Here is a 19,787-nt window from a genome sequence, read left to right on the forward strand (position 1 = left end):
GTCAGTGCAGCGGCACGGACCAGTGCAGTTTGGTGCCGGTCTCCTCGCCGTCGCGGCGCGGATAGACCGCGAGCCTGCCCCCGGATTCCTCGGCCCGGGTGGCGAGATTGGTGAGCCCGCTGGGGGTGATGTCGTCGGCGATGCCGCACCCGTTGTCGGCCACCACGATGGTCAGATCGTCCGCCACCCCGATGTCGATGGTGATGGTGGTGGCTCCCGAATGCCGCACCGCGTTGCTGACCGCCTCGCGCACGACCGCCTCGGCGTGATCGGCGAGCCCGGGCTCGACCACCGAGAGCGGTCCGGTGACGTGCATGAGCGCGCGGATCTCGCTGTCGGTGGTCTGCTGCTTGACCGCGCGTTCGATGCGCTGGCGCAACCGGGTGCTGTGCCCGTTGCCGCCGTGCAGATCGAAGATCGAGGTGCGGATCTCCTCGACCACGTCCTGCAGATCGTTGATGGTGTCGGTCAGGCGCTGGCGCACCTCGGGGACGCGGGCGCGCGGCACGGTGCCCTGCAGCGAGAGGCCGATCGCGAACAGTCGCTGGATGACGTGGTCGTGCAGGTCGCGGGCGATGCGATCGCGGTCGGTGAGGATGTCGAGTTCGCGCATGCGCCGCTGGGCCACCGCCAACTGCATCGCGACCGCGGCCTGATCGGTGAAGGCCGCGATCAGTTCCACCACTTCGTCGGCGTAGGGCGCGGATTCGGCCGAGCGCACGATGATGAGCACGCCCATGGTGGAATCGGGGGTGTGCAGCGGCAGTACCAGGGCCGGGCCGATGTCCTCGATGGGTATGCCGAGATCGATGTGCCGGGCGTCGTCGAAACGCAGCGGGGTGCGCGAGATCAGGGCCTGCCCGACCGCCGCGTCGACGGTGCGCACGGTCGCCGCGTCCGGTTCGGTCGCCCGCGCGGGCGGCCCGGACCATTGCGCCACAACGAGTTCGGTGACTTCCTCGGGCGGGGTGTCGGTGTCGGCGACCACGGCCAGCAGCGCGCGCTGGGAGGCGGTGAGTTCGCGGGCGTGCTCGACCACGTGCGCGAGCACCTGATTGGGGTCGGTGTCGGCCAGGAACTCGGTGGCGATGTCCCGGGTGGCCTCGATCCAGGCCTGGCGGGTGCGCGCGGATTCGTACAGCCGGGCGTTGTCCACCGCGATACCGGCCGCGGCCGCCAGGGCCTGCATGAGGACCTCGTCGTCCTCGGTGAAGGGGTGCCCGCCGGATTTCTCGGTGAGATACAGATTTCCGAACAGCTCGCCGCGAATGCGCACGGGCACACCGAGAAAGGTGTGCATGGGCGGATGCTCGGGCGGGAAGCCGACCGAGGCGGGATGGCGGGTGAGATCGTCCAGCCGGACCGGCTGGGCCTTGCTCAGCACCAGGCCGAGCACGCCGTGGCCCTCGGGCAGATCGCCGATGAGCATGCGGGTCTGATCGTCGATGCCGTGATAGATGAACTGGTTGAACTGCTGGTCGTGCCCGCGGACCCCGAGCGCGCCGTACCGGGCGTCGACCAGGCTGGTCGCCGCGCGCACGATGGTGCGCAGCGTTTGATCCAGGTCGAGCCCGGAGGTAACCGCGAGCATGGCCTCGACCAGTCCGTCGATGCGATCACGCGCGTCGATGATCTGCTCCACGCGGTCTTTGACCTCGGTGAGCAATTCTCGTAATCGCAACTGCGACAACGTGTCACGTACCGAATAGGGTCCGGTGCGAGGGGTGTCGTGCATGGTAGTCCTGGTGTCGGCGGGCGCGCACACAGCACGGTGGATACTACGCTCGGCAGGGTTGCCGACGGGTTGTTACGCCGAACGTGACCGTCTCGAACGGAGTTTCGGCGTTCGCGCGGTATCCGCGACGACTCCCCACGCGCGCCGGCGCGCCAGCAGCGCGGCCCCGGCGCGGTTGTCCAGCAGCGAGCGCCCGGCGCCGATTTCCCTGATGGCCGAAGCCAATTCCATGCCCTTGATGTCCTTGACCACGTATCCGCTGGCCCCGGCGTCCATGGCCGCCATCATGGCCTGCTCGTCGGGATAGGACGCCAGGATCAGGCAGCGCAGTTTGTCGATGCCCGCCAGCAGTTCCCGGCACAGTTCGATGCCGTCGCCGTCGGGCAGGCGCGCGTCCAGCACCGCGACATCGGGGCGCAGCGCCGGTATTCGCGAGCGCGCCTGGGCGATGTCGCCGGCGCCGCCCACCACGGTGAGCGAGTTGTCCTGCTCCAGCATTTCGGTGAGCCCGCGTCGGACGGTTCCCGGTGCGGTGACGAGGAAGACGGTGATCAAGGCTGCCTCCGAGCTCTCGGTGAAACCAGGGTGCGCACTGACTCTTCGAACGTAACCCCTGATGGCTCAGGTGAATACGGGCGAAGGTCACTTGTTATCTCGGTGGGGACTTTCGACCCTGTTTCGTGTCGTGAGGACCGTGATGCCATGAATGCGGGTTGCCGGGTCGGATACGGGAAAGGTGGTCGGCTATGGGTGGGTCGGAAGTGTGGTCCAGTGGTGTGGATCCGGATTTCGTGGTGACCACGCACGGTCCCGTCCCCGCCGCGGAGGTCACGCGGGCGGTGCGCGGGCTCGGCCGGATCCTGCGCAGGCACGGGCTGGAGGGGCAGGTGCGGGTGCGGCTGCGCTGGCCGGCGGTCGAGGACGGTCCCACCCTGGTGCAGGTGTCGGTCCGGGCGCTGGGGAAGGCGTTCCGGGTGCAGGTCGCCGGGCCGGGGCGATTCGCCACGACCTTCGCGCTGGAACGGCTGGACCTGCGGCTCGGGTGTCCGGCGGAGACCGCGTCGCGGCCGTGGCCGGATCCGGCGCGGCCGGTGCTCGGCGCGGTCAGCGAGCCGCGCGCGATCGTCCGGCGCAAGGACTGCCGGCTGCGGGTCGCCACCGCGGCGAACGCGGCGCTGGTGCTGGACGCCATGGACTACGACGCCTACCTGTACACCGACGCCGACACCGGCGCGGACGCGGTCGTGTGCTGGAGCGGGCCGCTGGGCGCGCGGGCACAGCGGCAGTACCGCGACGTGGTGCCGGCGCTGCTCGAGGACGAAGCCGCGGCGCGACTGTGCCTGGGCGGGCTGCCGTACCTGTTCTTCACCGATCCCGACACCCGCCGGGGCAGGCTGCTGTACCGCCGGTTCGACGGCGATCTCACCCTGGTCGCGGCGATCGGCAGCGACGAGCGCCCGCGCGATCGCGGGCTGCAGCCGCGGGTGCTCAGCACCACCTGCGTGCGCCGCACCCAGACCGAGGCGCTCACCGAATGGTTCGCGGCCGGGGTGATCGCGGACCGGTGAAAACCGCCCGCGACCGGCCGGGGAATCTTGACACCAACACAGCGGTTGACCAGCGTCGTAGCCCGCTCGACAGAACTTGTCGGTGGGCACGCCTAGCATGGCGTCGGGGGTAATTCTGGATACCGAACGTTGGAAGGATGGCCGGTGGCGGATCGCCTTACGGTGCGCGGAGCACGGGAACACAACCTCAAAGGGGTCGATCTCGACCTACCCCGTGACAGCCTCATCGTATTCACCGGGTTGTCCGGCTCCGGCAAATCGTCCCTCGCGTTCGACACCATCTTCGCCGAGGGGCAGCGCCGTTACGTGGAGTCGCTCTCCGCGTACGCGCGCCAGTTCCTGGGCCAGATGGACAAACCGGATGTGGATTTCATCGAGGGGCTGTCGCCCGCGGTCTCCATCGACCAGAAGTCGACCAACCGCAACCCGCGGTCCACGGTCGGCACCATCACCGAGGTCTACGACTACCTGCGCCTGCTGTTCGCGCGCGCGGGCACCCCGCACTGCCCGACCTGCGGTCACCTGATCGAGAAGCAGTCGCCGCAGCAGATCGTGGACCAGGTGCTGGCGATGGCCGAGGGCATCAAGTTCCAGGTGCTCGCGCCCGTGGTGCGCACGCGCAAGGGCGAATTCGTCGATCTCTTCGAATCGCTGCACGGGCAGGGCTATTCGCGCGTGCGGGTCGACGGCGTGGTGTATCCGCTGACCGAGCCGCCGAAGCTGAAGAAGCAGGAGAAGCACGACGTCGAGGTGGTCGTCGACCGGCTCTCGGTCAAGCCCAGCTCCAAGCAGCGCCTCACCGACTCGATCGAGACGGCGCTGCGCCTGGCCGACGGCATCGTCGTGCTGGACTTCGTCGATCGCGACGAGCACGCCCACGATCGTGAGCGCCGGTTCTCCGAGCGCCTGGCCTGCCCGAACGGGCATCCCCTCGACATCGAGGATCTGGAACCGCGCTCGTTCTCGTTCAACTCCCCGTACGGCGCCTGCCCGGATTGCACGGGTCTGGGTATCCGCAAGGAGGTCGATCCGGATCTGGTCGTCCCGGATCCGGAGTTGAGCCTGGCCGAGGGCGCGATCGCGCCGTGGTCGCGCGGGCAGACCGCCGAATACTTCACCCGCCTGCTGTCGGGTCTGGCCGAGGCCGTCGGCTTCTCCATGGACACCGCCTGGCAGGACCTGCCGGCCAAGGCGCGAAAAGCGGTGCTGGAGGGCAGTTCCGAACAGGTACACGTCTCCTACGTCAACCGGTACGGCCGCAAGCGTTCGTACTACGCCGATTTCGAGGGCGTGATGCCGTTCCTGCAGCGGCGCATGGAGAACACCGAGTCCGAGGCGATGAAGGAGCACTACGACGGGTACATGCGGGATATCCCGTGCCCGGTCTGCAACGGTGCGCGCCTGCGGCCGGAGATCCTCGCCGTTACCCTGAGCGCGGGCGGGCAGGACAAGTCGATCGCCGACATCGCCGACCTGTCCATCGGTGACGCCGCGGAGTTCCTGCTGTCGCTGACCCTGGACGATCGCCAGGCCGCCATCGCGGCGCAGGTGGTCAAGGAGATTCAGGCGCGGCTGGGCTTCCTGCTCGATGTCGGGCTGGCGTATCTGAGTCTGGGGCGCGCCGCGGCCACGCTGTCCGGCGGTGAGGCGCAGCGCATTCGGCTCGCCACGCAGATCGGCTCGGGTCTGGTGGGTGTGCTGTACGTGCTGGACGAGCCGTCCATCGGCCTGCACCAGCGCGACAACCGCCGCCTCATCGAGACGCTGACCAGGCTCAAGAGCCTGGGCAACACGCTGATCGTCGTCGAGCACGACGAGGACACCATCCACGCGTCGGACTGGGTGGTGGACATCGGCCCGCTGGCGGGCGAGCACGGCGGCGAGGTGGTGTACTCGGGGCCGTATCCGGGTCTGCTCGAGGATCGGCGATCGCTCACCGGCGCTTACCTTTCCGGGCGCGAGCGCATCGAGGTCCCGCTCATCCGGCGGCCGATCGACAAGAAGAAGCAGCTCACCGTGGTGGGCGCCGTCGAGCACAACCTGCGCGACATTCAGGTGAACTTCCCGCTCGGGGTCCTCACGGCGGTGACGGGTGTGTCCGGGTCGGGTAAGTCGACGCTGGTCAACGATATTCTCGCGACCGTGCTGGCCAACAAGCTCAACGGTGCGCGGCAGGTGCCCGGGCGGCACACGCGCATCAACGGTTTGGACCATCTGGACAAGCTGGTGCAGGTGGACCAGTCGCCGATCGGCCGCACGCCGCGCTCGAACCCGGCGACCTACACGGGCGTGTTCGACAAGATCCGCACCCTGTTCGCGGCCACCACCGAGGCCAAGGTGCGCGGTTACCAGCCCGGCCGGTTCTCGTTCAACGTCAAGGGCGGGCGCTGCGAAGCGTGCTCGGGCGACGGCACGTTGAAGATCGAGATGAACTTCCTGCCGGATGTGTACGTCCCGTGCGAGGTGTGCGGCGGTGCGCGGTACAACCGCGAGACGCTCGAGGTGCACTACAAGGGCAAGACGATCGCCGAGGTGCTCGACATGCCGATCGAGGAGGCCGCGGAGTTCTTCGAGCCGGTGACCTCGATCCACCGCTACCTCAAGACCCTGGTCGAGGTCGGCCTGGGCTACGTGCGCCTGGGCCAGTCCGCCCCGACCCTGTCCGGCGGTGAGGCGCAGCGCGTGAAGCTGGCCGCCGAGCTGCAGAAGCGGTCGACCGGCCGCACCGTCTACATCCTGGACGAGCCGACCACGGGTCTGCACTTCGAGGACATCCGCAAGCTGCTCAAGGTCATCAACGGCCTTGTCGACAAGGGCAATTCGGTCATCGTGATCGAGCACAACCTCGATGTCATCAAGACCTCCGACTGGGTGATCGACATGGGGCCCGAGGGTGGTTCGGGCGGCGGCATGGTGATCGCCCAGGGCACCCCGGAGGACGTCGCGGCCGAACCCGACAGCTACACCGGCCAGTTCCTGAAGGAGGTCCTGGAGGCGCCGCCGGCCTCGGCCCCGCGCGCGGTGGCGGCGAAGAAGGCGCCGGCCAAGAAGGCTGCGGCGAAGAAGGCCGCGCCCGAGGCAGCGACCGCGAAGAAGTCGACGGCGGCGAAGAAGACGGCGGCGCCCGCCGACGCCGCCGCGAAGAAGGCCGCCGCGGCGCGTCGCAAGGCGGCGGCGCTGCGCTGAGAGTTACCCGTTCCCCGGCCGCGGCGTGCGTGGCCCGGCCGGGGAACGGTTTGTATCCCTGACCCACCTGTTCCACGGCCGCGGCGTGCGTGGCCCCGGCCGGGAAACGGTTCGAATCCTTTGGGCTGCAAGGTGTTCGGTGAATGTTGTCCGTTGCCGTTGCCGTTGCCGTTGCCGTTGCCGTTGCCTTCTGTCCGCAGCCGCTGCTCGCGGGCGGTCGAGACGGGCCGCCCGCCCCTGCGGTGTGGCTTCGTGGGCTGATCGGATCCGGCACCCGCAAGCGATTTGGTCCGTCCGGAAGCCTCGAGGCAGTTCGTCGCGGAGCGGGCGGTTAGCCGATCTCGCGGAACCGGGCGTCGAGGAACGCGAAGGCCGCGTACGCGGCCAGGCCGACCGCCACGACGATCAGCAGCGCGGTGCCGTACGGCTGTGCCGCAAGCGTTCTGAGCGCCACGTCCAGCCCGGTCGCCTTGTCCGGCCGACTCTGTACGGCGGCCACGACGACGAGCACCCCGGCGCCCGCGTACACGCCGCCGAGTGCCGCGTATCCGATCTGCCCGAGCCGGACGACGAGCTTTTCCGTGGCCGGGCTCGCGCCGCGGAAGTCCTGCTCCGTGCGGAACCGCTTCGACCATCCGTGGTGGGCGATGAACAGTCCGGCGACGATGATCGCGAGCCCGATGCCGACGACGACCGGTTTGCCCCACTCCTTGCCGAGCAGGCTGCCGACGAGACCGAGTTGTGCCTGGTCGGTGGAGTTGGCCGGCTTCCCCTTCGCGAGCTTGGCCGCGCTGTAGGCGAGGTACCCGAACAGGATCGCCTCCCCGACGTTCATGACGCGCAGCGCCGTGTCCCTACGGCTGTTCCGGGCGCCGGTGACCGCCTCGAGCACCTGCCACACCGCCGCGACCCCCAGTCCGCCGGCGATGAGCCAGAGCGCGATCGCGCCCCCGGCGTTCTCCGCCAGGCTCTGCAGCGCCCCTGTCTTGTCCGCCCTCCCGATCCCGTCGCCGTCGAGGTCGCCGACCGCGATCTGCACACAGACCCACCCCACGAGCAGGTGCACGACCCCGTACGCCACCAGCCCAGCCCGCGCCACGACCTGAAACACCCTGCTCCGCGCCACTTCCCGATGAACCCGGTTGTTCATAGCCCACCACGCGCTTTCTCCTCGAGCCCGGGCCCGCCGATGTTCCGCACGCGCCACGCTGCGACGTAGGGTTCCCCCGAGCACCGGTCCGTAACGGCCCTTCCCCTAGGGGTTTTCGTGACAGGTTCGCGTGGTCCGATGGCAGCGGATCCCAGTGGCCGCGACGTGTCTCGAGCACGGAGGATCGGGAGAGTCCGGGCCGCGTGCGCCGCCGCTGGCGTCAGCGCGATCAGATTCGTGAGCGCCGAGTCCGGCGTGCTGAGGCAGAAACCCTGCTTACCCCAATGGAATGCGAGCCGCTCTTGCATCTGGCGCGGCGAAGGCGCACGGTTCTGGCCCGCGAGCGCCTGCTCACCGTGCGGGTGTGGTCGAGCTCGATATCGCTGTGGCTCAGCAGACCTCGACGCCGAGTGCCTTCGATCGGAAGACGAGCATGCTGGTCGCCCAGCGTATTCCGGGCTTCGGCTCCTGCCCCGAGCAGTCGAGCACCACCTGCACCGCTTGGATGCGCCGGCCCTCCCGCACCAATCGATCGAACTCGGCCCGGGTTCGCGCCGGCAGTAGCGGCCATTCGCCCCGCACTGTGCAATCGGTACAGATGTCGGAGAACGCGGACCTCAGCATGGTTCGCGGCACACCGCATTCGGTGCACCGGGCCGAGACGTACTCGCGTGCGCACTCCGAACACAGCACGGGCCCTTCGGGTTCGGTCGCGGCCGCAGCCGCTCCGCACATTCGGCACGCGAGTTCCACGCCCCCAGTCTTCCCCGCCGGGCAGAAAGTCGCACGGCTGAATTTCGTCCGGGATTTCGCAAGCGTCCTTCCATGCAAACCGTCGGTCCGGGGGCGGGGCGTCGGGCGGGGTCGTATGCTTCGGCTCTGTTCGTTTGCCGCGCGAAGAAGTTCGGTGCGGGATGGAAAGGGAGGTCCGCCGTGTCTCCAGGGCTCGGGGCGTTGAGCGCGGACGCGAACGCGCGGTCGGCCCGGCTCACCGGGGAGGCGGTGTTCCGGCCCGTCTCCATCAACCCGACGCCGTTGCCGGTGCGGCTGGTTGCGCGGGCGCACCCGCGGGACGCTGTCACCGCCACGGCGGCGGAGGTTGTTCGGCGGCGGACCCCGATCATGCGGAATCAGTGGGTAGGCGTTGTGCCGAAGTATGTTTCGGTCGACCCGGACGTGTATGCCGAGTTGGACGAGCGGGGACGGGACGCACTGCTGGCGGTCGAGCTGTCCCGCGCGGGGCTGGGGTCGCGCTACCTTGCGGACTATCCGTCGCGGACCGCGACATGGGACCGCTGGTTCGAACGCACGGCGAACGGCATGCCCGCGATCGCGTTCTTCGGTGTGCTGGCGCTGGCCGCGGGTGCGATCGTGGCATCGGGGTCGGTGTTCTCTGTCGCGGGTCTGCCGGGGTTCGTGCTGCTGGTCGCCGGGTACTGGGCGATGTCGGCCAACGAGGCGCGCGGCGAGTATCTCCAGGCCGACGCGAACGCGGCCCAGTGGGTGGGCGCCGACGCGGTGCGCGCGATGCTGCTGGCGCTGCGCTCGGGCGAACAGCCGCGGTCGAGGGCCGCGGCCCTGCGCCACCGGTGGTGGGGGTTCCGCCCCGCCGCCGCCCACCGCCTCAAGTCCCTGGACAAGACCTTCCCGCCGCTTACCGGCTCGGCTACAGATCCCATCCCGAGGTCAGGAATTCAGCTGTAGCGCCGCCTGATTCGTCGCAGTGATCCGCGCCGAAATCGGTGGCCGGCACCCTGCCCCGTTGGAGGAGTCAACGCGGGGCACCGTCCTGTGGCTGGGGTGTGCCCTGGTGGAAGTAGATCTTCCAGTCGCCGGCGCCCCCGAGCCAGATCGAGCTGCGCGCGGCCGTTCCCCTCGAATCGCGTGACCGGTAGGTCACCTGGATTACGTTGGGGCCCAGCCGAACCGCCGCGACGTCGTCGATCGCGGGAGCCGCCGCGCTCTCCGCAGCCATCAGGGCGAGGATCGACGCCCTGTCCCAGACCCGCCCGGACGCGCCGAACTCGCGGAACTGCGAGTGGATCAGGGCGGCGGCCGCTTCCCCGGAGCCGCGCCGCGTGCGCTGCGCCAGTTCTATCTCGGCCGCCACGACATACTCGATCTCGGGATCGTCGCTCGTGAACCGCATGACCCGAGCCTGCGCACTCGAACCCGGAGCGGCAATGGGTTTTTCGTGCGCATGGGCTCCTGTGGCTCCGATACGTCTACAGCATTGCGGCCGGGGTCGCGGCCACCAGGCCGCCGTCGACGACCAGGTCCTGGCCGTTGATGTAGGACGCCTCGGGGGAGGCGAGGAAGGCCACCGCGGCGGCCACGTCGTCGGCGGTGCCCAGGCGGGCCGCGGCCACGGTCGCGACCACCTCGGCATGGGCTGCGGGAGAGACGTTCTCGTGGAACATGGGGGTTTCGATGTAGCCGGGGCTGACCGAGTTCACCCGGATCCGGCGGGGAGCCAGGTCGGCGGCGAGGGTGTGGGCCAGGTTGTGGACGGCGGCCTTGGTGGCGGAGTAGACGGTCGCGCCGGGGATGCCCCGGTGCAGCGTCCACGAGGCGTTGATGACGATGGATCCGCCGTCGCTCAGCAGCGGAAGTGCCTGCTGGACGGTGAAATACACGCCCTTGAAATTGATCCCGACGATGTGGTCGAAGTTCTCCTCGGTCACCGCCTCGACGGGGTCGAACACACCGACCCCGGCGTTCGCGAAGACCACGTCGAGCCTGCCGAAGCGCGCGGCGATCGCCGCGAACAGCGCGGTCCGGTCGGCACTGCTTCCGATGTCTCCGGCCACGGCGAGAACGGATTCCGCGGCACCGGTCCCCGTCAGTTCCGCCACCGCGTCGTCGAGCCGGGCCTTGTCCCGCCCGGTGATCACCACCCGCGCGCCCTCGGCGAGCAGTCGCCGCGCGGTCGCGAGCCCCATACCGCTGCTGCCGCCGGTGACGAGGGCGACGCGGTCCTGGAATCGAGAAGTGCTGTCTGTCATGCCATCCAGATTCGCGCCTCCGCGCGCCGGCAAACAGTGTCCGGTCATCCCGGGTGTGTCACCACCAGGCTGAGCCCGTGGGCACCGGCGCCGCGCAGCCTCCGCCGCCGCGCCTGAGTGCCGACAGGTATCCGAACACGATGCGGTGCAACGTATTTCGACAGAATCGCTGTCGCCCCGTCCGCTCAGGCGGTAGCCGTGCTCAGCGCGAGGGTGGCGAGCCGGTCGGCGGTGCCGGTGCCGGGCCGGGGGTTGTAGAGCTCGAGGTACCAGGTCGGGTGATCCGCCGGGGTCAGCGTGGTGGTGTCGAACTGCAGCTCCCCGGCCTCGGGATGGGTGATCGCCTTCACGGCCTGGCGCGGTGCGGCTACCTCGTGCCGGGCCCAGATCTCACCGAAATCCTTACTGGCGGTGTGCAGGTCGCTGATCACCCGCTCGAACTCCGGGTCGCCGGGCAGCTGCGCGGCGTCGGCGCGGAACGCCGCGACCACCGCGGGCGCGATCGCCGCCCACTGCGGATGCGCGGCCCGGTAGCGATCGTTGGTGAAGAACGAGATCAGGCAGTTGTGGTCGGTCTCGTCGTAGCCGAAGACCGCGCGGGTGGTGGCGTTGATCGCGAGGATGTTCCAGTAGCGGTCGCGCAGCAGCGCCGGCCCCGCCGTCCATGCGTCGATCACCCGGCGCAATTCCGGGCCGACGGGCCCGGATCCGTGGCGCACCGCGGCCGGCGGAGTGAGCCCCGCGAGGGTGAACAAATGCGCCAGCTCGGGTTCGTCCAGTTGCAGCGCCCGCCCGATCGCCCGCAGCACCGACGCCGACACGTTGATGTCGCGCCCCTGCTCGAGCCAGGTGTACCAGGAGACCCCCACCCCCGCGAGCAGCGCGACCTCCTCGCGCCGCAACCCCGGCGTCCGGCGGGTACCGGTCGACACCAGTCCGACCTCGGCGGGCGTCAGCCGTGCCCGGCGGGTGCGCAGGAAGTCCCGCAGTTGTTCCCGGCGCAGCTCGCGCGCCGCCTTCGATGTGCCAGCCATATCGGGCGCAACAATAGTGGCCCGGCGCTTACTCCGGCCCACCACGCACGACCTCCCTGCGACGCGACAGCGCCCGGCCGGTGGATACCGGCCGGGCGCTGTCGGAAGGGGGTTGCGAGCCTCAGGACACCGCGACGGTGTCGCTCTCGGCGACGACCTTGCCGAAATCGAGCTTGACGATCTGGTCGGCGAGGTGGAAGTAGCGGTCGTCGTGGGTGATGACGATGACCGTCTTACCGCGCGCCTTGAGCTCGGCGATGATCTCGGTGTAGAACACCTCGCGGAACTTCGGATCCTGATCGGCGGCCCACTCGTCGAACAGGTAGATGGCGCGATCCTCCAGCAGCGCGGTCAGCAGGGCGAGACGCTTGCGCTGGCCCTGGGACAGATCGATGGTCGAGAGCTTGCCGTTCTCGACGGTCACCTTGTGCGCGATCTGCAGTTCCTCGAGGTAGTGCCGCACCTCGTCGTCGATGCCCGGCCGATCGAATCCCAGGTAGTCCTCGAAGAGGTGGAAGTCGGTGAAAATGGCCGAGGCGTGCTGGCGGAACCATTCGACGTTGTCGTGATCGATGCGTTCGCCGTTGAGGGTCATCGTCCCGATGCGCGGCACGTAGAGCCCGGTGAGCAGTTTGGCGAGCGTGGACTTGCCACTGCCGTTGCCGCCCACGATGAACGACACCTGCCCGGGTTCGAAGACCAGGTCGATCGGCCCCAGCGCGAACCCCTCGCCGTTCCCCTCGAGCGGCGGATGACCGAGCGGCGCCGGCCGCGCGTCGTGTCCGCTGTGCTCGACGAACCGGTGCCCGTTCACATCCGGCCCGGCCGGATGCCCACCGCGATGCGGCGGCCGCCCGCCCGGATGCCCGGGATGACCCTCGGGCCCCGCGGGATGCCCGCCCGGACCGTGCGCGCCCGCCGGATGCGCGGGAGCGCCCGCCGGATGCGCCGGAGCCCCGGCCGGGTGCGCGGGAGCCTGACCCGGATGGTGCTGTGCGCCAACGGGATGCGCGCCACCGTCGCCGGGATGCGCTGCCGCGCCGCCCTTTTCACGCCGGGGCTGGGCTCCCGGCCGCGGCGGCCTGCCACCCGGATGCGGTCCGGTGCCGTCGGGCGCGCCCGGTGTCGGGAACGGCGCGGGCGCCTCGGACCGATACGTGTACCCGACCCCGGCGAGCTCGAGCCGCGCCGAATCGACCAGCGGCCGATCGGAGTACGGCAGCTCGTTCTCGTTGTGCATGGTCTCCATGGACAGGTTCATGCCGCGGATCTTGGCCAGCGCCACGTCACCGCGCAGCAGGTCCGGAATCCGGTGCATGAAGTTCTGCATCGGCATCGACAGGAAGGTCGTGACCAGCACGTACCCGAACATGACCGGCCCGGGCACGTTCAGCGCCTTGGCGATCACGAACAGGATCAAGCCCATCGTGGCCAGCTGCAGCAGCTGCCCGAGGCCCTGCCCGATCGAGAACTTCGACGCCGCTTCGATGTTCTGCCCGCGCAGGGTCGCCGCCGAGCCGAGCAGATGCCGGTCCATGAAGTCCCGGCGCCGGCCGCGGTGCAGCTTGAGCTCCTTGATGCCCAGGGTCACGGCCTGGAAGGACCGCAGCAGCACGTCCTCGTTCTCGCGCGCCTCCTGGTAGAGCCGGCGCACCCGCTTGAGGAAGATCTCGACGCAGGCGATGCCGATCAGGGTGCCCGCCACCGTGATGGCGAAGATCGGACCCGACAGCACCAGCAGGAAGACGAAGCAGCCGACGATGGTGGCGACGTCGACCACGATGCTCGGAATCGCCGTCACCGCTTGCGACAGCGCCCGCACGTCCTCGGTCAGGGTGGCCATGAGCCGGTGCATGCCGAGCCGTTCGAGGTGCTCCAGCGGAGCCGAGACGATGCTCGAGCTCAGCTCCGCGCGCAGCCGGTAGATGGCGTCCTGCGCCAGCCGGATCAGCAGCACCTGCGACAGCACGCCGCTCACCAGGATCACCACCGCCGTGAGGGCGAAGTTCCCGACGTGCACGTACGGCGGCGGTTCGGGCGAGACGATGCCGCGGATCAGCATCACCAGGAAGGTGTTGGCGATGCCGCATACCAGGCCCGTGGCGGTGACCGCCGCGATCCGTACCCACGAAATCGAGATGAGGAATCTGATGAGTTGCATTGTTACTGCGCTCTTTCGGAACGAATGTTCGCGTCGATGCCGGCGGTTCAGTGCCGGACGATGTCGAACAGGATGCCCTCGAGCGTGACGCCGGGGGCGAAGGAGAACGCGACGCCGGTGGAGATGGGCTTGTCGGTCTCGGCCTGGGCCACCATCTGCTCGAGCACGAAGATGAGCGAGACGCTGAGCATGTTGCCGTAGCGCGCCAGCACATCCCAGCTCACCGCGGCGGCCTGTTCGGCGTCGATGCCGAGCGACTTGGCCGACTCCTCGATGATCTTCGGGCCGCCCGGGTGGATGGCCCACAGATCGACGTCGGACTTGCGTAGCCCGTGCGCGCGCAGCATCTCGGTGATGACCGGATCCACGCCGCGGTAGATGTACTGCGGCAGGTTCTCCGACAGCTCGCAGGTGATGCCGTTGTCGTTGACACCCAGGACGATTCCGTCCTCCGCGTCGTCGAACAGGTGGCTGAAGCCGCCGCGGATGACGATCTTGCCGGGGGCCAGCTGCTGGTGCACCTGGCCGGCGCCGATCACGACCGCGCCGCAGCCGTCGCCGAAGAGGCTGTGCGTGATGACGTCGTTGATGTCGTCGTCGAAGACCGCGTTCACCGAGCTGAGCTCGAGGCAGATCACCATGGCCTTCTTGTCCGGGTGCGCCCGAACGTAATCCACCGCGGCGCGCATGCCGTTCATGGCGGCGGCGCAGCCCATGAAATTGATGACCATCCGGTTCACGGTGGGGGACAGCCCGAGCTGCTTGACGACCGCGACGTCGACGCCCGGCGCGATGAACCCGGTGCTGGTGACGAAGATCAGCATTCCGAGATCGGTTGCGGGGTCATCGATTCCGGCGATGGCCCGGCCCGCGACGTCGACCGCGAGCGGTACCGCGTGCTCGTAGAACAGGTTCATGCGCTCGCGGATGGTGGCCGGCCGCCGGCTGAACGGCAGGAACTGCGGGTCCAGCGGGTCGATGGCCAGGCGGCGGGTGGTGATCCGGGTCTTCTGGTAGACCCGCGGGATGCGTGCCTGCTGAGCGGGATCGGTGAATCGCTCGGCCACCCGGCGAGCGGCCTCGGCCTGATCTACACTCGGGGCGGGCGAACCCGTTGCGATGCTTTCGATTACGCCGACGGTGGACGGCGGTGCGGGCGGCAGGACCCGCTCGACCAGCCCCTCGACCCGGTCGTAACGCTCGCTCGAGCCGTGGTGGCGGTTCAGCGCGGTGGGACGCAGGGCGCCCTCGTCAATGGTGATAGACACGAAATTACTCCCCTTCTTTCGATAAAGATATTGCGCTGCTGCGCTATTGCGTTAACGACCGGCGAAATCGATTCAGACAGTGCCGATTCCGGAGAATCCCTGCGCGGTGTAGACGACACAGGTCTTCAAGGCCGATGGCGCGAAATGCTCGCGGAAGAAGCCCCACTCCCGTTCTTTCGCTTCATCCGATGCCGAGAGAATGTACGTTCGGATCTGCTTCGGAAAGCGATCCGTGAAGAAACTCTTCGCCGGCAGCCATTCGACATCGAATTTGGCTGCCTCTTCGCGCAATACGTCCTCGGTCGCGATATTGGCGAAGCCACTGCGCTGATAGGGCAGCACATGGTGGACTCGGTGCGAGCTCAGGCCCGCGGACAGGAAGCAGTCGACGTAGCGATTGCCGATGACCTTGAGGTCGTAGGCCTGCTCGAGCTGGTTGATGCCCCAGTCCTCGGTATTGGTCTCGATGTGCTCGGTCTCCACCTCGAAGTCGTGGCTGGCCACGACGAGGAAGGTGCTGATCCACATGGTGAGCACGAATTGCAGTGCCCAGGCCCAGAAGTCGCCCGCCAGGGTGAACACGACGAGCTCGCCCACGAGCAGGAAGCGCACGCCGAACGATCCGATGAAGTGCGGCAGCGCGCCGCCCCAGGTGCCGTACATGTCCTTGATGCCCACCTTGCGGGTGAGCCGGCAGACGTCCAGCAGGCGCATGATCATGCCGGTCACGGTGTGCCCGAACTTGTGCATGGTGTGCACCGGGACCCGGTACAGCCTGGGGATTCGCATCATCATGGTGAAGACGTTCTTCTTGATGTCGACTTCACTCTGGGTGTGCGGGTGGTGCAGCAGCGCGTGACCGTCGGCGGTCACGAAAGCCAGTGCGACGTAATTGAGGTCGAAGGCGTTGACCCAGATCTTGTTCATGCCCTTCTGGGCACGGTGGATCGCGTAGTGGCCGAAGCCCGCCAGCGAGCTGCGCAGCAGGACCATCGCGATCACGAAGACCGGCAACGGCATCCAGCTGGTGTCCCACAGGCGCAGGCCCTGCACCGCGAAGTACAGCACCGCGAGCGTCGCGACCACGACGTTGAAGATGGTGTCCATGCGCTTGACGCGCGCGGCCAGCACCGGATCCTTGAGCCGCTTCTTCACCTGGTGCAGCAGGTCGTCTTTATTGTCGAACTGGTACTTGGGGGTATCGCGCCAGCTGTCGAAGCCTTCCTTGAAAAGGAAGTCGGGCGCGTTCGCCTTGGGGTGAATGTCCTCCGGCAGCGCCTGCCGATTGAGCGCGTATCGCTCGATCAGCTTCGCGATGCCTTCCGGATTCTTGTGGTACGAACCGATAATCGAGGTGATGTCCCGGTTCTTGGTGCGGCCGATGAAGAACTCGCCGCCGGGATGCTTGGAGATCCAGTCGCTCAGGTCGTAGGCTTTGCCGTTGTAGACCCAGACGTTCGACACCGGCGGTGGCCCCGAGGGCGGAGGTGGACGGAGTTCCCGCTCCTGCGTATCCGGGCGGTCGTTCGTCATCTCATTCCTCCATGTCTGACCGGCTGCCTGTCGGGCCGATCAGGGTTCCTAGCTACCCCTGATGCCTAACGCACACACCGCTTTCGAGCGTTGTGTGGTTATCGTGCGTGTAGCGCCTTGCATTTCACTGAATAAACGCTTGCGCCGCCGTCGAGCGGCCGTGCGATCTTGCCGGCCGGCGGGCCGTGATCTTGCCGGGCCGTGCGGGGCCGGACGCCACCGCGGCCCGAGACGACAGCCGGTCCGGGACCGCGCTCGGCAGTCGTTGCCGCCGTGGCGCTTTCCCGGACCGGTGCTCCCAGGGGGAGCGGGCAGCTAGGGCCTAGCCCGCGGGCTTGACGACGTTGACGTCCTTGCCCCAGCCGGACAGCGTCAGCTTGATGTTGCCCGAATCCTTGGTGACGACGGCGCGAACCAGGTTCGGGCCGGTGCCGGGGGAGGCCTCCTCGGAGGGACGGGCCGCGACCGAGGTGGTCGGCGGCGCGACATCGGCGATCCACAGGGTGATCGGCAGGACGCCGGCCTGCTGGCCGATGCGCGGGACGACCGGGTCGATGACCGAGGCGTCGATGGTGCCGGTGACGCGGACGGTGTTCACGCCGTCGATGGTCTCGCGGGCCTCCACCTTCGGGTTCTGCACCTGCGCGATGACGTGGGCGATGCCCTTGTCCTTGTCCAGGATCACGCCCGGATCGTAGATCTTCTCGGCGGGGCCGACGGGGGCGTACTTGGAGCCGTCACCGGCGTACAGGGTCTTGTCCACCACGAGGAACTTGGTCTCGGTCCAGTTGGTGTCGCCTTCCTTGACCCGGACCTTGGCCTCGCCGACCGCCTGGCCCTCACCCTGCGGCTGGTTGGTGATGTCGGCCTTGACGTAGTCCACCGGCAGGTTGGGGATGTCGGTGACCTTCAGGTCCAGGTGGACCGACTGCAGGGTCTGGGTGGTGCGCGAGCACTCGGCCACCAGCTGGCCGCCCTCGGGGAGCGGGCCCGTGGCGGGAGCCGAAGAGGTGGTGCTGGATTCGGAGTCCGAGGTGCAGCCCGTCACCAGTGCGCCGAACAGGGCCGCTGCCGCGACCATGGCCGGGACGAGTGCCCGGCGGCGCCGATGGGAGGCGGTCCCGCGGGAAATGGAGTCAATCATGTACAACCCCCGAAGAGTTCGTGATCTCGGTATGCGGGCGGCTGCCGCCACCCGCGTCGTAGTATGCAGCACCCGAGATGCATTCCGCATGATCGGGCGGCACACCGGCATCCAACCAGGGTGGTCGCGAACGCGCCAAGGCTTTTGTCGCGGGTGTCGCGAAACCCATTCCCGGATGCTTACTTTGACGCGTCGGCGGGAATTCGGCTATCGGCTGGCAATAGCGATTTTCCAGCGCTGTCGATCGCGCCGCATTGTCGAACAGGGGCACTCCCCGGTTTGCAGGCAACTGTTCGGCAATCACCATGTATCCGGACCCTCCGTTGCGTTCGCGGAAGGGGATGCGTGGGTCATGGCTCGAGCATGGCACGGCCCACCGACAGGATCGTGACGCGCGCCGCGGCGGCGCGAATGCTCTTGTGACCGAACACGTGTCCATGCTTGCGGCCGGTCCGCCCGGCGAGTAACCTGCGTCACAATCAAACTGAAACCGAATCGTACCACTTTAATTCCGGAACGAGCGACGAAGACGAGGGAACGACAATGACGACGACCCGCCGAAACCCTTGGCGCCGAGGCGCACTCGCGGCCGGACTGTGCGCCCTCGCCGCCGCCGCGTACCCCGCGCCCGCCCTCGCCGCCCCGGCCGGCGGCGGCGCCGAGTACGTGGCCCTCGGTGACTCGGGCGCCGCCACGACCGGTGTGCAGAAGTTCGACGCGGGCGCGCCGCTGCAGTGCATCCGGTCGACCGCCAACACCCCGAAGCTGGTCGCCGCCGCCCTCGGTGTGAACCTGGACGACCGCAGCTGCAGCTCGGCGAAGATTCCGCATCTCACGACCTCGCAGGGCGCGGGCATCGCGCCGCAGTTCGACGCGCTAGGCCCGGCGACGAAGCTGGTTACCGTGCACATCGGCGCGAACGACGCCGCCATGACGACCTACATCCTGAGCTGCCACCTGGCCGGTGCGAAGCAGTGCGCCGATCCGGCGTGGGACACGAGCATCGACGCCATCGCGGGCTCGTATGCCACCGCGCTGCAACAGATCTCGGCGCTGGCGCCGAACGCGAAGATCTACGTCGACGGCTGGCCGACCTATGTCCGCGACGGCGGCTGCGCCGAACTGCCCGGCCTGCGCCCGCAGGACGCGGCCGTGGTGCAGCGGGCCTTCGATCGCCTCAACACCGTCGTCGCGCGCGAGGCCGCGGCCAACGGGGCGACCTACATCGACACCCGCGCGGGGTCCATCGGCCACGACATGTGCGCCGCCCCCGGCGAGCGCTGGTTCGACCCGCTGCTCGCGACCCAGACCCTGATCCCGTACCACCCCACCCTGGAAGGGATGAGCGGCGTCGCGGACATCATCGTCCGGGCCATCCGCGCGGACGCGAACTAGCGGGCGGGAGTATCAGTAGACCGGGCCGGTGTACTTCTCGCCCGGCCCCTGGCCCGGCGCGTCCGGATGCGCCGACGCCTCACGGAACGCGCGCTGCAGCGACTGCAGACCTTCGCGGATCGGACCGGCGTGCGGGCCCAGGTACTCCACCGACGCGGTGACCAGACCGGCCAGCGCGGTGATGACCCGGCGCGCCTCGTCCAGATCCAGGTGCGGGCTGGTGGACGGGTCGGCCTCGCCGAGCCCGAGCTTCTCGGCCGCGGAACTCATCAGCATGACGGCCGCGCGGCTGATAACCTCGACCGCCGGGATCTCGGCCAGCTCACGCACGGCCTCGCCCTCGATGAGGTCCGATTCCCGCTCGTTCAAAGACGCCTCGCTCATGGGTAGAGCATGGCATCGAGCGGGTTGTCAATGGTCGAGGGGGCGGCCGATTCGGCGGTTCGGCCGCGGGCTGTTAGACTCTCCTGCGACGACCGCCCCGGACTCCGGTTCAGGGCATCAAGTGGAGCCCGACTCCCACCGTCTGCCGGTCTCGAACCAGGTTGGCGGTCCGGTCGCTCACCATTTTCTGGTGAGTCATCTGTGAGGGTTTGCCCTGTACAGAC

At 68.5% G+C, this 19,787-nt stretch carries 15 protein-coding genes and 1 pseudogene; 4 read left to right on the plus strand and 12 right to left on the minus strand.

Features of this window, described 5'->3' with window-relative positions:
* Nucleotide 1: 1 nt before the first annotated feature.
* Entirely contained in the window at nucleotides 2-1,735 is a 1,734-nt protein-coding gene (locus ACWIGI_RS19575; protein WP_454203818.1) for a sensor histidine kinase, read from the minus strand.
* Between the two features lie 138 nt (nucleotides 1,736-1,873).
* Nucleotides 1,874-2,290: pseudogene (locus tag ACWIGI_RS19580) on the minus strand (response regulator); the annotation flags it as partial.
* 191 nt (nucleotides 2,291-2,481) lie between these two features.
* Between ACWIGI_RS19580 and ACWIGI_RS19585 the strand changes: the two are divergent.
* Both ACWIGI_RS19585 and uvrA read left to right on the plus strand, forming a co-directional pair.
* The gene (locus ACWIGI_RS19585; protein ID WP_454203819.1) at nucleotides 2,482-3,303 is read left to right on the plus strand and encodes a sigma 54 modulation/S30EA ribosomal C-terminal domain-containing protein; all 822 of its coding nucleotides are present in this window, start codon (nucleotides 2,482-2,484) and stop codon (nucleotides 3,301-3,303) included.
* A gap of 144 nt (nucleotides 3,304-3,447) precedes the next feature.
* Complete coding sequence (gene uvrA / locus ACWIGI_RS19590; protein WP_454203820.1) at nucleotides 3,448-6,489, plus strand: excinuclease ABC subunit UvrA; 3,042 nt, start codon at nucleotides 3,448-3,450, stop codon at nucleotides 6,487-6,489.
* A 331-nt stretch (nucleotides 6,490-6,820) separates the two neighbouring features.
* Here uvrA and ACWIGI_RS19595 read toward each other — a convergent pair whose 3' ends face one another.
* Complete coding sequence (locus ACWIGI_RS19595) at nucleotides 6,821-7,588, minus strand: DUF1206 domain-containing protein (RefSeq protein WP_454203821.1); 768 nt, start codon at nucleotides 7,586-7,588, stop codon at nucleotides 6,821-6,823.
* A 984-nt stretch (nucleotides 7,589-8,572) separates the two neighbouring features.
* Between ACWIGI_RS19595 and ACWIGI_RS19600 the strand changes: the two genes are divergently transcribed.
* Nucleotides 8,573-9,343 carry a hypothetical protein gene (locus ACWIGI_RS19600; protein WP_454203822.1) on the plus strand — a complete coding sequence of 257 codons (771 nt, stop codon included), beginning with the start codon at nucleotides 8,573-8,575 and terminating at the stop codon, nucleotides 9,341-9,343.
* A 67-nt stretch (nucleotides 9,344-9,410) separates the two neighbouring features.
* Here the strand turns inward: ACWIGI_RS19600 and ACWIGI_RS19605 are convergent, their stop codons facing one another.
* From ACWIGI_RS19605 to ACWIGI_RS19640, 8 genes are all read right to left on the minus strand, one after another.
* Nucleotides 9,411-9,788 carry a nuclear transport factor 2 family protein gene (locus tag ACWIGI_RS19605; protein WP_454203823.1) on the minus strand — a complete coding sequence of 126 codons (378 nt, stop codon included), beginning with the start codon at nucleotides 9,786-9,788 and terminating at the stop codon, nucleotides 9,411-9,413.
* A gap of 76 nt (nucleotides 9,789-9,864) precedes the next feature.
* On the minus strand, nucleotides 9,865-10,644 hold the full coding sequence (locus ACWIGI_RS19610; protein ID WP_454203824.1) for an SDR family NAD(P)-dependent oxidoreductase: 780 nt from the start codon (nucleotides 10,642-10,644) through the stop codon (nucleotides 9,865-9,867).
* Between the two features lie 185 nt (nucleotides 10,645-10,829).
* Nucleotides 10,830-11,678, minus strand: coding sequence for a helix-turn-helix transcriptional regulator (locus ACWIGI_RS19615; protein WP_454203825.1), 849 nt, complete (start codon nucleotides 11,676-11,678; stop codon nucleotides 10,830-10,832).
* Between the two features lie 121 nt (nucleotides 11,679-11,799).
* Nucleotides 11,800-13,839, minus strand: coding sequence for an ATP-binding cassette domain-containing protein (locus ACWIGI_RS19620; RefSeq protein WP_454203826.1), 2,040 nt, complete (start codon nucleotides 13,837-13,839; stop codon nucleotides 11,800-11,802).
* A 47-nt stretch (nucleotides 13,840-13,886) separates the two neighbouring features.
* Nucleotides 13,887-15,017, minus strand: a complete 1,131-nt coding sequence (locus ACWIGI_RS19625; protein ID WP_454203910.1) for a type III polyketide synthase — start codon at nucleotides 15,015-15,017, stop codon at nucleotides 13,887-13,889.
* 162 nt (nucleotides 15,018-15,179) lie between these two features.
* Nucleotides 15,180-16,640 carry a fatty acid desaturase gene (locus ACWIGI_RS19630; RefSeq protein WP_454203827.1) on the minus strand — a complete coding sequence of 487 codons (1,461 nt, stop codon included), beginning with the start codon at nucleotides 16,638-16,640 and terminating at the stop codon, nucleotides 15,180-15,182.
* 322 nt (nucleotides 16,641-16,962) lie between these two features.
* The gene (locus ACWIGI_RS19635; protein WP_454203828.1) at nucleotides 16,963-17,784 is read right to left on the minus strand and encodes an LppX_LprAFG lipoprotein; all 822 of its coding nucleotides are present in this window, start codon (nucleotides 17,782-17,784) and stop codon (nucleotides 16,963-16,965) included.
* Nucleotides 17,777-18,091 (minus strand): hypothetical protein, encoded by a 315-nt coding sequence (locus ACWIGI_RS19640; RefSeq protein ID WP_454203829.1) that lies wholly within the window; start codon nucleotides 18,089-18,091, stop codon nucleotides 17,777-17,779. Before ACWIGI_RS19640 ends, ACWIGI_RS19635 begins: the two co-directional genes overlap by 8 nt.
* Before the next feature lie 236 nt (nucleotides 18,092-18,327).
* Here ACWIGI_RS19640 and ACWIGI_RS19645 point away from each other — a divergent pair, with 236 nt between their 5' ends.
* Nucleotides 18,328-19,179, plus strand: a complete 852-nt coding sequence (locus ACWIGI_RS19645; RefSeq protein WP_454203830.1) for an SGNH/GDSL hydrolase family protein — start codon at nucleotides 18,328-18,330, stop codon at nucleotides 19,177-19,179.
* A 12-nt stretch (nucleotides 19,180-19,191) separates the two neighbouring features.
* Here the strand turns inward: ACWIGI_RS19645 and ACWIGI_RS19650 are convergent, their stop codons facing one another.
* Nucleotides 19,192-19,563 (minus strand): DUF1844 domain-containing protein, encoded by a 372-nt coding sequence (locus ACWIGI_RS19650; protein ID WP_454203831.1) that lies wholly within the window; start codon nucleotides 19,561-19,563, stop codon nucleotides 19,192-19,194.
* Nucleotides 19,564-19,787 lie beyond the last annotated feature (224 nt).

The sequence above is a fragment of the Nocardia sp. NPDC055321 genome (assembly GCF_053645575.1).

Coding starts and splice junctions, on each gene's coding strand:
- ACWIGI_RS19575 (WP_454203818.1), bottom strand. CDS start 1,735: ATGCACGACACCCCTCGCACCGGACCCTATTCGGTACGTGACACGTTG.
- ACWIGI_RS19585 (WP_454203819.1), top strand. CDS start 2,482: ATGGGTGGGTCGGAAGTGTGGTCCAGTGGTGTGGATCCGGATTTCGTG.
- ACWIGI_RS19605 (WP_454203823.1), bottom strand. CDS start 9,788: ATGCGGTTCACGAGCGACGATCCCGAGATCGAGTATGTCGTGGCGGCC.
- ACWIGI_RS19610 (WP_454203824.1), bottom strand. CDS start 10,644: ATGACAGACAGCACTTCTCGATTCCAGGACCGCGTCGCCCTCGTCACC.
- ACWIGI_RS19615 (WP_454203825.1), bottom strand. CDS start 11,678: ATGGCTGGCACATCGAAGGCGGCGCGCGAGCTGCGCCGGGAACAACTG.
- ACWIGI_RS19620 (WP_454203826.1), bottom strand. CDS start 13,839: ATGCAACTCATCAGATTCCTCATCTCGATTTCGTGGGTACGGATCGCG.
- ACWIGI_RS19630 (WP_454203827.1), bottom strand. CDS start 16,640: ATGACGAACGACCGCCCGGATACGCAGGAGCGGGAACTCCGTCCACCT.
- ACWIGI_RS19635 (WP_454203828.1), bottom strand. CDS start 17,784: ATGATTGACTCCATTTCCCGCGGGACCGCCTCCCATCGGCGCCGCCGG.
- ACWIGI_RS19640 (WP_454203829.1), bottom strand. CDS start 18,091: ATGGTGATTGCCGAACAGTTGCCTGCAAACCGGGGAGTGCCCCTGTTC.
- ACWIGI_RS19645 (WP_454203830.1), top strand. CDS start 18,328: ATGACGACGACCCGCCGAAACCCTTGGCGCCGAGGCGCACTCGCGGCC.
- ACWIGI_RS19650 (WP_454203831.1), bottom strand. CDS start 19,563: ATGAGCGAGGCGTCTTTGAACGAGCGGGAATCGGACCTCATCGAGGGC.